Origin of the sequence: Bacillus sp. SB49 (genome assembly GCF_000469135.2) — a bacterium.
Classification (GTDB): domain Bacteria; phylum Bacillota; class Bacilli; order Bacillales; family Halobacillaceae; genus Halobacillus.
Genome location: NZ_CP048117.1, coordinates 3,313,236 through 3,325,442 on the forward strand (window position 1 = coordinate 3,313,236; position 12,207 = coordinate 3,325,442).

A 12,207-nucleotide genomic window follows, 5' to 3' on the forward strand; every position below is an offset into this window, starting at 1 on the left:
TCATACAGGACATTTGCTAACAACATTAGACAAATGAATCCTTAAAACAAATAGACCAGGCTGTTCGACCATTTAATGAAATCAAGAAAGAAATTACTGACCGTCGTGCCGATGGCGATCGTGATCAGGATGACGAGAATCCGTGCTTCGAAAACTTTGTTTCTTCTGAACAACGAATCGAAATTCACTGATTGAAGCACACGCCACGTAATGATGATGAAGATTAAATGGGACGTCATACTGAGAATGGCTTCTTCAGCAAAATACTGTTCCAAAACAAACACTCCTTCTTAAATAATGTCGACTTTCCCATCATACTATCAAACGGTTGCTGTGAATAGGAAAACGAGCGACAAAAGAGGAAATAAAACGATTCATTTCCCGGGGAATAACCGTTTGTTCTGGCGAATTTTACTTTTTAAGCAACAATTAGAAATAAATAGAAACAAAACTCGGACTTTCTACAAAAAAACAAACTGCTCTCATGTGAAAGCAGTCAGAAAGTGTTATCGTAAACATCCAAACGATTGATGGCTCGTTTGAGCGCCATTTCAGCCCGTTGGAAATCGATATCGGCTTGTTTATCTTGGAGTCGGCGTTCCGCACGTTCTTTTGCCATTTGTGCACGATCGGCATCAATATCCGATGGCCTTTCAGCAGATTGTGCAAGGATGGTCACTTTATCCGGACGGACTTCAAGAAATCCTCCGCTTACAGCAATCCGTTCCGACCGCTCTCCGCCCTTCAGGCGCACAGCACTGATCGTCAACGGAGCCACCATAGGAATGTGCCCCGGAAGAATTCCGAGTTCCCCGCTCTCCGCCTTACAACTCACCATTTCAAATGCATCTTCCAACACCGGGCCATCAGGAGTGACGACACTCACCGTCAGTGTACTCATACGTATTCCTCCTCGGCAGTGATCGTGAAGAAGGAAGGAACTCTACCGGAGAGCCCCTCCGCTTTCACGAATCGTTTATTGCATTTGTTTTGATTTCTCAACCACTTCTTCGATGCGACCGACAAGGCGGAAAGCATCTTCCGGAAGATCGTCATATTTACCTTCAAGAATTTCCTTGAAGCCTTGCACTGTTTCCGCAACGGGAACATAAGAACCCGGCTGACCAGTGAACTGTTCGGCAACGTGGAAGTTTTGGGACAGGAAGAACTGAACACGGCGCGCACGTGCAACCGTCATCTTATCTTCATCGGAAAGCTCGTCCATACCGAGAATGGCGATAATATCCTGCAGTTCTTTGTAACGTTGAAGCGTCCGCTGAACTTCACGCGCCACCTCGTAGTGCTCTTCTCCGACGATATCCGGATCAAGGGCACGGGATGTAGAGGCAAGCGGGTCTACGGCAGGGTAGATCCCTTGCTCAGAAAGCTTACGCTCAAGGTTTGTCGTCGCATCCAAGTGAGCGAACGTTGTCGCTGGAGCAGGGTCCGTGTAGTCATCGGCTGGGACATAAATCGCCTGGATCGACGTAACAGATCCTTTATCCGTGGACGTGATTCGTTCCTGAAGTTGACCCATCTCTGTTGCCAATGTCGGCTGGTAACCTACAGCTGACGGCATACGTCCGAGTAGTGCGGATACTTCCAGACCACCTTGTGTGAAACGGAAGATGTTATCGATGAAGAACAGAACGTCCTGACCTTGCTCATCACGGAAGTATTCCGCCATGGTAAGTCCGGAAAGAGCGACACGCATACGTGCTCCAGGCGGCTCGTTCATCTGACCGAAGACCATCGCCGTCTTCTTAATAACTCCGGAATCCGTCATTTCCCAGTAAAGGTCATTTCCTTCACGAGTACGTTCTCCGACGCCCGCGAATACGGAAATACCACCGTGTTCCTGGGCGATGTTATTGATAAGCTCCTGGATCAATACGGTTTTCCCTACTCCGGCTCCACCAAAGAGTCCGATTTTACCACCTTTAACATAAGGGGCAAGCAGGTCGACGACTTTAATTCCTGTTTCAAGGATTTCTGTCTCTGTCGCCAGGTTTTCAAACGTAGGAGCACTGCGGTGGATAGGGTCGCGGCGGACGTCTTCCCCCAGTGGCTCATCCAGGTCGATATTTTGACCAAGTACATTGAATACACGTCCAAGCGTCACGTCTCCGACAGGTACAGAGATCGGTTTCCCTGTGTCTGTAACGGGTGTGCCGCGCATAACACCTTCGGTAGATGACATCGCTACCGTACGGACGGTATTGTCACCAAGGTGAAGAGCGACTTCCAATGTAAGGTCGACGTTTGTTTCATTTTCAGATTGCGCATCATAGCTGACATGCAATGCGTTATTAAGATCCGGGAGGCTGCCTTCGTCGAATGTAACGTCCACAACCGGTCCCATGATCTGAGTCACGCGTCCTTTACTCATCGATTTCCCTCCTAACTTACTTTGAACAAAAAACGGTTTTCCCTATTCGAGAGCGGCTGCACCGCCGACGATTTCGGTAATCTCCTGGGTAATGGCAGCTTGACGTGCACGGTTGTAAGATAGCGTCAGATCTCCGATTAAATCATCAGCATTATCTGTCGCACTCTTCATTGCCGTCATCCGTGCCGCGTGTTCACTTGCTTTACTGTCAAGCAGGGCACCATATATTAAGCTCTCTGCGTATTGAGGAAGCAGTACTTCGAGAATCTCTTCTTGGTTCGGCTCATACTCATAAGAACTTCGGCTGCCTTTGCCGCTTTGACTCAAATCTGTCAGTGGAAGAATTTTCTTCTCCGTCACTTCCTGAGTGATCGCACTGACATAGTGGTTATAGTAAATATACAGCTGATCAATTCTTTCATCTGTATATAATTGAATTGTATCAGAAGCAATATCCTTGATATCAGCGAATTCAGGCTGATCCGAGATACCGGTGATATCCATATCTACAGGCATGTTCCGCTTACGGAAGAAATCACGCCCGATGCGTCCCATCGTAATCAGGGTATATTCCTCTGCAGATGTATGGTGATCACGGATCTGGTTGTAAACCTTACGCAGAATGCTGCTGTTAAATGCTCCCGCAAGCCCACGGTCTGATGTAATGACGAGATATCCCGTCTTCTTCACATCCCGTGCCTCCAGCATCGGGTGACTTGCATCACCACCGCCGTTTGCGATACTCGCAACGACATCCTGGATTTTTTCACTATAAGGAACGAATTTTTTGGCATTCTGCTCGGCACGGTTCAGCTTGGAAGCCGACACCATTTCCATTGCCTTCGTAATTTGTTTCGTCTTCTTCGTAGACGTAATCCGACCTTTTATATCTCTAAGGGATGCCACGCTGTTTCACCACCCTTTCCAGCTATCATTCATTTACTCCGAAACGACAAACGTTTTCTTGAACGCTTTGACAGCTTCGCTCATATCGCTGTCTTCACCAAGTTTACCTGTCTCACGGATTTGGGAAAGCAGCTCTTTGCGGTTGTTGTCCAACCACAGGTGGAACTCGGATTCGAAACGAGTGATATCCTGTACTGGAATATCATCAAGGAAACCTTTCGTCAGTGCATAAATGATCATGACCTGTTTTTCAACAGCAAGCGGCTGATGCAGGCCTTGTTTCAGTACTTCTACTGTACGGGCACCACGATTCAGTTTCGCCTGTGTCGATTTATCCAAGTCGGAACCGAACTGAGCGAATGCTTCCAGTTCACGATAAGAAGCCAGATCCAAACGAAGGGTACCTGCAACCTTCTTCATCGCTTTAATTTGTGCGGATCCCCCTACACGTGATACAGAAAGACCTGCGTTGATCGCCGGACGTACACCGGAGAAGAACAAGTCGGACTGAAGGAAGATCTGTCCGTCTGTAATGGAGATAACGTTCGTTGGAATATAGGCAGAGATGTCGCCCGCCTGGGTTTCTACGAATGGAAGAGCAGTCAAAGACCCTCCGCCTTTCGCATCACTAAGCTTCGCGGCACGCTCCAGCAAACGGGAGTGAAGATAGAATACGTCTCCCGGGAATGCTTCACGGCCTGGTGGACGACGAAGCAGCAAGGAAAGTTCACGATAAGCAGCTGCCTGCTTGGACAAGTCATCATAAACGACAAGTACGTGCTTTCCGTTGTACATGAAGTCTTCTCCCATTGCAACGCCGGCATATGGTGCCAGGTAAAGAAGTGGTGCAGGTTGGGAAGCACTTGCAGTTACGACGATCGTGTAATCCAAAGCCCCGTGACGGCGCAATGTTTCCACCGTACCACGGACAGTAGATTCTTTCTGCCCGATCGCTACATAGATACATATCATGTCTTGATCGTGCTGGTTCAAAATCGCATCGATCGCGACAGATGTTTTACCGGTTTGACGGTCACCAATGATCAATTCACGCTGCCCACGTCCAATTGGAACAAGTGCATCGATCGCTTTAATGCCGGTTTGAAGAGGTTCGTGTACGGATTTACGATCCATAACCCCTGGTGCCGGAGATTCGATTGGACGGGATTTCGTCGTTTCAATCGGTCCGAGTCCGTCCACCGGCTGGCCTAGAGGGTTTACGACACGTCCAAGCATTTCCTCTCCTACAGGCACCTGCATGATACGTCCTGTACGACGAACTTCATCGCCTTCTTTAATATCTGTATATGGTCCAAGAATGACAAGACCAACGTTACTTTCTTCCAAGTTCTGTGCCAAGCCCATAACACCATTGGAGAACTCAACCAGCTCACCGGCCATGACGTTATCAAGACCATGAGCACGTGCGATCCCGTCACCGACCTCGATTACGGTCCCCACATCATTGACTTCTATATCTGATTCATAGTTTTCAATCTGCTGCTTAATCAGCGCACTGATTTCTTCAGCTTTGATGCTCATGCCATTTCACCCCTATCATCATTTGTTCGTAGATATCAGCTTACGTTCGATGCGGCGCAGCTTCCCGCTGACCGATCCATCGAAGATCCGATTGCCGATTCTTACACGTAGACCGCCGAGAATGGAAGGGTCTACAATATTTCTAAGGTTCAAAGACTGTTTACCGACTTTTGGTGCGAAGGCCGCTGATACACGCTGCTTCTCTTCTTCAGAGAGCTCGCGCACAGAGTAAACATCCGCATCCGCCGTTCCTTTGGCATCATTCATCATAGTGATGAACTGCCCGATCATCTCCACGATGATATCCTCCCGGTGACGCTCGACGAGGAGCTGAACCGTATTTACGATTTCAACTGAGAAAGACTGGAGCGACTGGCGCACCGCTTCTTTCTTCTGATCGATAGTCACACGTGGATGCTTAAGGAAGGCCAACCATTGGGCATCGCCCTTATATACTTCACGTAATGTCAATAATTCCGTTTCGAACTGCTCTAGTTTAGATCTCTCTTTTCCAAGTTGAAAAAGAGCTTCCGCATAGCGTTTTGCAATGATCATTTCGCTCATCGCTCTTTACCTGCCTCATCGATATATTGATTGATCAATGTATCCTGATCCTTCTCGGAGAGTTCCTTCTCGATCACTTTCGATGCAATCATGACAGACATGGATGCAACTTGATCTTTAAGAGCCTGGACAGCTTTCTCCTTCTCCTGTTCGATTTCCTGTCGAGCCGATTCTTTCATGCGCTCTGCTTCGGCACGGGCTGATTCCAGAATATCTTTTTCCTGTTGGACAGCCGTCTTACGGGCATCCTCAATGATATTCTGTGCATCCTGGCGAGTCGCCTTCAGCTCATCAGAAGCTTCCTTCTGCATGCGCTGCGCTTCTTCACGGCTTTTCTCCGCCGTATTGATTTCATTAGCTACGTAATCTTCACGTTCTTTCATCATATTCATCAATGGTCCCCAAGCAAACTTACCCAAAAGAGCAAGCAGCAACAGGAAGAAAATGAGCTGAATGATCATGTCACCAACATGTAGTCCTCCTTCAGCACCGAGGACCAGACTATTTGTGAATCCTTGCACAGTTTTCACTCCTCTCCACACCATCTCGTAACAGTTTTTTGCCTGAGGCACTGCTCATCCCACCTCGATGGCGGTGCCTTACAAGCGAAAAACCCGGCTTCCGCTGTTAAACAGCTTCCGTCGAAGTTTTCTTACCATGACTTGCGGGTATATAGTTTTCGTAAAGTATAAAGGAAAGGCGAAGATCGATGGAGTTGAACTTCGCCATAAGCGTATATACTCGTCCGCTTTATCTACCCATTACGATGAATGCAATAACAACGCCGATGATAGGAATCGCCTCTACTAGTGCGACACCGATGAACATTGTTGTTTGAAGAGCACTGCGCAATTCTGGTTGACGCGCAATCCCTTCTACTGTACGACTTACGATTAGACCGTTACCAATACCAGCACCAAGTGCCGCTAAACCTACTGCGATTGCAGCTGCTAATAGACCCATAATGAAAATCCTCCTTAATATTTTAAAAAAGTTGATTATATTACTTTATATTAATGGTCTTCGCTCACTTTGTGAGACATATAAACCATCGTTAACATAACGAAAATGAACGCCTGGATAAAGCCGATGAATGTACTGAAGCCCATCCATGCAATCATCGGAAGGGTTGCCCCGATAAATCCTCCTATACCACCCGCTGCCATTGTAACGAGCAGGCTTAAAAGGATCTCTCCTGCATAAATGTTACCGTAAAGACGCAGACCGAGTGTCAGCGTATTGGAAAATTCCTCGATGATCTTGAAAGGAAGCAATAGTGGCAAAGGACGAATAAATCCTTTAGCATATTCTCTGCCGCCCCGTAACTTGACACCGTAATAATGAGTCAGCACAACGACCAAGGTTGCAAGCGTCAACGTGATTCCGGGATCCGCCGTCGGTGATTTCCACCAAAGCGTATGCCCTACGACACCATTGGTTACGACCCCGAGCATGTTGGCAACGAAAATGTAGGCGAATAAAGTAAGGCCGAGTGGCAAGAATAGCCTTCCCGTCTTCCAGTCCATGTTTGATCCAATGATTCCTTTAATGAAATCGATCAGCCATTCCATGAAATTCTGGTACCCTTTCGGATATCGCTTCATATTCCTTGTCGCCGCTACGCCGAGGATAAATACAATCAAGGAAGCAACAAACATCATCAATACGTTAGATAAGTTGAAATCCAGCCAAGAGATCCCAAACGCATCCTCTAATATCGGTGATTCGTGATTCAAACTGTTCACCTACCTTCCATCTTGCTAAACTGTTGATTTATGGAACAGATAATCTATTAAAATGACAATATAGGCTGCCATTAAGCCCAATACTACTGAAATTAAATGGAAATATTCTTCAAACTGAAGGGCAATGACTACGGCCAGTGCGCCGGAAGCCAATCGCGTAAAGGTGCCAATTCCTCCTACTTTGCGGTTTTCCGCAGAAGCTTCGCCGAGCATGCGAATCTTACGCTGCATAAGCCAGAGGTTGTAGAAGCTCAATGCACTTCCAAGTAGAAGTCCGAGGAAAATTGACGGCCATGGGGTTACGCCCCATCCAAGTACGAAAAGAGCCAGAAGATAGAACATCCATTTTCTTTGACGGGCTATCATGTGCTGATATGTCTGCATATTAATCGTCTCCCGTGTACGTTCGTACTAAATGAATGGTTCCGTATGTACCTGCTCCTAATCCTAAGAGAAGTCCTATGATCAGAAATGTGGGTCCTGTGGAAAGATGACTGTCAAGCCAGTTCCCGAGAAATGCGCCGGCAAGTGGTCCGCCTGCGAGCTGGGAAAGGATGCTGCTTGTCAAAGCCATCGCACGAAAAGGGGGTTTTGATTGGTTCATAGTTCTACCTTTCCCGACAATGGAATGATCTGTTGAAAACCTATGGTGTCACTGATGAAAACCTTATCATTCTACCCTATGTAAGAATACAATAGGGGTAGGTCCATGTCAATGCGTTTGTGATTAAAAATACAAATGCACGACATGCTTTGCTCACATTTTCGTCACATTTCTGACAATACAAAATATTCCTTATTAACCACCAAAATTTTCCTTTGCTAGGTACTTCTGCTATCAATTATAACAGACGCTGTCGAAGCATGGCAGTAAAAATAAAAAGGACAATCTGCTACGGCAGCAGATTGTCCTTTTTTAATATTTCACCCTTCCATATAAACAGGAAACGCATAGTGTTCGATACCATCTTTCGTCTCCACTAATGCGACAGCGATGTAACTGCCGGCCAGACTGTCCGCAGCAAGCTTCGCCGTTCCTTCTTTCATACCTGCGTCAGGATTGTCGATATCAAGCAGCTCTCCGGCATAGAAGAAGCTCCCGGCCCTGTACAAATCGACAGTGACCCGCTCTACTTCTTCTGCCAGATGAAAGCGGTAGGAGGCTTCCTTTCCTTTTCCTTCATCCACGAGCTCAAATCCTGATATTTGTTGATAGGATGCTTTCTCATTTACGTACGCATAAGGAAGCAGGTACTCTTTACCGTTTCCTCTCATTTTCAAATATCCTTGGTGGACACCGGGGTCAAGCAAGGAGGTCGTCAACCTGAGCTCCACTTCCACCTCTTTCTCCTCTGCCGGCAATAAATCAAACGACAACGGAACGGACCAGGATTCTCCATGCTTCATACTGGGCTGATCCATTTCCAACCGGACCACCTCATCTGTAGGGTTAGTTACACGGAAGCGGATCTTCTTCTTATAAAAAGCACCTTCTACTTTTCCAAAAGCAAGCGCTCCATGGTCAATCATCAGATCCGGATGGAGTGCTTTCCCAATGTCCATGGCTCCTGCCCCTTGTTCCATAGGAAGAGAGTCTTCTCCGTTAATCGGAATTGCTGTACTAGCCAAGGCCGTCTTTACTTGGGCAGGGGTCCACTCCGGATGGGCTTCTTTCAATAAAGCAGCAGCACCAGCGACATGAGGGGCAGCCATGCTTGTCCCCTGCATCGGCTGATATCCACCCGGAACCGTGCTCCAAATGTTCACACCAGGGGCGACGATATCCGGTTTGATTTCCCAGTTGGTTGTAACGAGTCCCCGGGAACTGAATGGTGCGATACGATCATTCAATGTATCCCATTCCGTCGCCACCCACTGATTCTGTGCCACCGCTTCCTCCACCAAAAATTCACCGGCCTCTTTGGAAAGAGAAGCGACGGGTACCGGGAGCTTCTGACCGTCCAAGGAACCTTGGAATACCCCCTCTTCATTGTTATAAATCAAAACAGCAACAGCACCGGCTTGATACGCTTTTATCGCTTTCTCCACGAAAGGAATGGTCCCACGTTCCACTAACGCTATCTTTCCGCGCAAGTCTCCGAGATGTCCCTCCCCCTTCCCAGCATAAACAACGGGATACTTTCTGCTTAACTGCCACTGCTTCGACCCGGCGAACAATTGCAGCGGCACTTTAGCACGTACGCCCGGCACTTTTAAAACCGGTATTTTCATCGATAAAGCCGATGCCCCCACGGTAATCGCCTCCGAGGAAGTGGCTGGGGAACCGACCGTCCAGGCATCAGGACCCGAATTTCCGGCGGCAACGACGACAACGGTCCCGAGTTCAACCGCTTTGTTGACGGCATGGGTCGTCGGCCAATCCGGGCCGTTGACATCATTCCCGAGAGAAAGATTAATGACATCCATCCCTTCCTTCACTGCTTCCTCCAAAGCTGCAATCACCTGGACGGAAGAACCGACACCACCAGGGCCGAGCGCTCGATACGCATAAATCCTGGCGTCAGGGGCAATCCCTTTCATCTTGCCGTCTGCCGCGATTACTCCAGCAACGTGAGATCCGTGCGCGGTCGCTCCTTCCCCTTTCGTTTCCATCGGATCATTATCGAAATCAACAGTATCAAATCCTCCAATGTAATTCTTCCTAAGGTCCGGATGCGTGTAATCCACGCCTGTATCGATGACGCCGACTTTGACACCTTTGCCCGTATAGGATGAGGAAAGATTTTCTCTCAGTTTTTCCGTCGAGAACGTCATTTCATCATCTCCAAGTGCTCGATACGTTTGAACCGGATATTGATTGGTCACCATATCCATCCGGGCAAGCTTCTCCAATTCCTCCGCTTTCCCCCGAACCGCCAAGCCGTTGAACAAACGATCATAGACGGCGACTACTTCCAACCGGGGAAGGCGGGCTTCCAACATCTCCTGGAAATCAGAAGGTTTCTCTTCTACTTCCACAATGATGGTTACTTCCTCTGATGGTTCGGGAGGATCAGGTGGGTCAAAACCAGTCAACAAAGCAAAAGCCATAACGGCAAGCAACCATAATCGCATAGGACGGCGACCCCTTTTTTTACCTTTAGCTTCTGTCTCAACCTTTCATTTATACGTACATCCGACAAAAGAAAAACCGAACCCCGGAGTGGGTTCGGTCGTTGTGTGACTATTCAATTTCAAACGGGGCAGGTTTATCTTCACGCTGTTTGAAGAAATAGCGGATCGCTTCCGCAATACGCGCAGACGCCTTTCCATCCCCATAAGGATTGGAAGCCTGAGCCATCGCTTGATGCTTCTCTTCATCTGAAAGCAGTTCATGAGCAAGGTGGAAAATATGATCTTCTTCCGTACCTGCAAGCTTTAATGTACCTGCTTCGATCCCTTCCGGGCGTTCCGTCGTATCACGAAGCACCAGGACAGGCACACCAAGAGACGGTGCCTCTTCCTGGACTCCACCGGAATCGGTTAAAATCAAGTGTGCCCTGGAAGCGAAGTTATGGAAATCGATGACGTCCAGCGGATCGATCAGCTTGATTCGATCATCATTCCCAAGAATATCATCCGCCGTCTCTTTAACAACAGGATTCAAATGCACGGGATAAATGACCTGGATTTCATCATGCTCTTCCACGAGACGCTTGATCGCACGGAACATCTGCCGCATGTTGTTCCCAAGGTTTTCCCGACGGTGGGCAGTCATGAGAACAAGTCGTTTATCCCCTATTTCTTTAAGGATTTCTGAAGAATACCCTTCATCTACCGTCGTCTTCAACGCATCAATCGCTGTGTTACCCGTTACGAAGATATGCTCCTCCGGCTTCCCTTCCGCCAAGAGGTTATCACGCGATTTGTTGGTCGGAGAGAAATGCAGGTCCGCCATAACCCCCGTCAACTGGCGATTCATCTCTTCCGGGAATGGAGAATATTTGTTCCATGTCCGTAAACCGGCTTCGACATGGCCGACTGGAATTTGATTATAATAGGCGGCAAGGGATGCGGCGAATGTCGTCGTGGTATCGCCATGCACAAGAACCATGTCCGGTTTGGTTTCTTTCATTACTTCATCGAGACCTTCCAACGCGCGGGTCGTAATTTGAGCAAGCGTCTGACGGGATTTCATAATATCCAAATCAAAATCGGGTTGAATATCGAAAATTGCCAGTACCTGATCCAACATTTCCCTGTGCTGAGCCGTAACGGTAACAATCGGTTCGAACTGATCCGCCCGCTTCTTCAATTCAAGAACAAGCGGAGCCATCTTAATTGCTTCCGGTCTTGTCCCAAAGATTGTCATCACTTTAATACGATCTGCCATCATCATTCTCCTTTAATGAAGAAATGTACCTCTTATTTTGTGCCGTACAAACGATCCCCAGCATCTCCGAGGCCTGGTACGATGTAACCTTTCTCATTAAGCTTCTCATCAAGCGCCGCAAGATATATATCTACGTCCGGGTGCTCTTCTTGTACAGCTTCCACACCCTCCGGTGCTGCAACGAGACACATCAAACGGATTTGACGTGCACCGCGTTTCTTCAGTGAGTGAATGGCTTCATTTGCGGATCCACCTGTCGCAAGCATCGGATCGATAACGATCAGTTCACGTTCTTCAATATCACTTGGAAGTTTGACATAGTATTCGACTGGCTTTAACGTCTCTGGGTCACGATAAAGGCCGACATGCCCGATCTTCGCAGCAGGAATCAATTGAACGATACCGTCTACCATGCCGAGACCGGCACGTAGAATCGGCACAAGACCGATCTTCTTACCAGTCAGCACTTTCGCTTTGGCGTTCTCCACCACTGGTGTATCGATTTCTACTTCCTCGAGGGGCAGGTCACGGGTAATTTCGAATGCCATCAGTGCCGCTACTTCATCAACTAATTCACGGAAATCTTTCGTTCCTGTCTCTTTTTTGCGTATGTACGTCAACTTATGCTGAATTAATGGATGATCCAGTACATAAACGTTCGCCATTGCCAATCACTCCTTCTCAGTGTTTACATCCTTTAAATTGTACTGAAAAAGTAGTGTCCCTGC

14 protein-coding genes are annotated in these 12,207 nt (G+C 47.8%); all 14 read right to left on the reverse strand.

The annotated features are described in order from the left end of the window. Nucleotides 1-41: 41 nt before the first annotated feature. Nucleotides 42-275, reverse strand: a complete 234-nt coding sequence (locus M662_RS17295) for a DUF1146 family protein (RefSeq protein WP_008632363.1) — start codon at nt 273-275, stop codon at nt 42-44. A gap of 221 nt (nt 276-496) precedes the next feature. After that, nucleotides 497-901: a F0F1 ATP synthase subunit epsilon gene (locus M662_RS17300; RefSeq protein WP_008632360.1), complete on the reverse strand. Its 405-nt coding sequence runs from the start codon at nt 899-901 to the stop codon at nt 497-499. Between the two features lie 75 nt (nt 902-976). Then, entirely contained in the window at nt 977-2,389 is a 1,413-nt protein-coding gene (gene atpD, locus M662_RS17305) for a F0F1 ATP synthase subunit beta (protein WP_008632359.1), read from the reverse strand. A gap of 42 nt (nt 2,390-2,431) precedes the next feature. After that, nucleotides 2,432-3,295, reverse strand: a complete 864-nt coding sequence (locus tag M662_RS17310) for a F0F1 ATP synthase subunit gamma (protein WP_026577875.1) — start codon at nt 3,293-3,295, stop codon at nt 2,432-2,434. A gap of 33 nt (nt 3,296-3,328) precedes the next feature. Next, the gene (atpA, locus tag M662_RS17315; protein WP_008632357.1) at nt 3,329-4,837 is read right to left on the reverse strand and encodes a F0F1 ATP synthase subunit alpha; all 1,509 of its coding nucleotides are present in this window, start codon (nt 4,835-4,837) and stop codon (nt 3,329-3,331) included. An 18-nt stretch (nt 4,838-4,855) separates the two neighbouring features. Then, nucleotides 4,856-5,401: a F0F1 ATP synthase subunit delta gene (locus tag M662_RS17320; protein ID WP_026577874.1), complete on the reverse strand. Its 546-nt coding sequence runs from the start codon at nt 5,399-5,401 to the stop codon at nt 4,856-4,858. Beyond that, nucleotides 5,398-5,922 carry a F0F1 ATP synthase subunit B gene (atpF, locus tag M662_RS17325; RefSeq protein WP_026577873.1) on the reverse strand — a complete coding sequence of 175 codons (525 nt, stop codon included), beginning with the start codon at nt 5,920-5,922 and terminating at the stop codon, nt 5,398-5,400. The genes M662_RS17320 and atpF overlap by 4 nt, the downstream gene beginning before the upstream one ends. 229 nt (nt 5,923-6,151) lie before the next feature. Further along, nucleotides 6,152-6,364, reverse strand: coding sequence for a F0F1 ATP synthase subunit C (gene atpE / locus M662_RS17330; protein WP_008632354.1), 213 nt, complete (start codon nt 6,362-6,364; stop codon nt 6,152-6,154). A 50-nt stretch (nt 6,365-6,414) separates the two neighbouring features. Next, on the reverse strand, nt 6,415-7,137 hold the full coding sequence (gene atpB / locus M662_RS17335) for a F0F1 ATP synthase subunit A (RefSeq protein WP_008632352.1): 723 nt from the start codon (nt 7,135-7,137) through the stop codon (nt 6,415-6,417). Nucleotides 7,138-7,161: 24 nt separating this feature from the next. After that, nucleotides 7,162-7,530 carry an ATP synthase subunit I gene (locus tag M662_RS17340; protein WP_008632351.1) on the reverse strand — a complete coding sequence of 123 codons (369 nt, stop codon included), beginning with the start codon at nt 7,528-7,530 and terminating at the stop codon, nt 7,162-7,164. Between the two features lies 1 nt (nt 7,531). Then, entirely contained in the window at nt 7,532-7,750 is a 219-nt protein-coding gene (locus M662_RS17345) for an AtpZ/AtpI family protein (protein ID WP_008632348.1), read from the reverse strand. A gap of 320 nt (nt 7,751-8,070) precedes the next feature. Next, entirely contained in the window at nt 8,071-10,221 is a 2,151-nt protein-coding gene (locus M662_RS17350) for a S8 family serine peptidase (RefSeq protein WP_026577872.1), read from the reverse strand. Between the two features lie 109 nt (nt 10,222-10,330). Further along, on the reverse strand, nt 10,331-11,479 hold the full coding sequence (gene wecB / locus M662_RS17355) for a non-hydrolyzing UDP-N-acetylglucosamine 2-epimerase (protein ID WP_026577871.1): 1,149 nt from the start codon (nt 11,477-11,479) through the stop codon (nt 10,331-10,333). 32 nt (nt 11,480-11,511) lie between these two features. Continuing rightward, on the reverse strand, nt 11,512-12,144 hold the full coding sequence (gene upp / locus M662_RS17360) for a uracil phosphoribosyltransferase (RefSeq protein ID WP_008632331.1): 633 nt from the start codon (nt 12,142-12,144) through the stop codon (nt 11,512-11,514). Nucleotides 12,145-12,207: the final 63 nt, after the last annotated feature.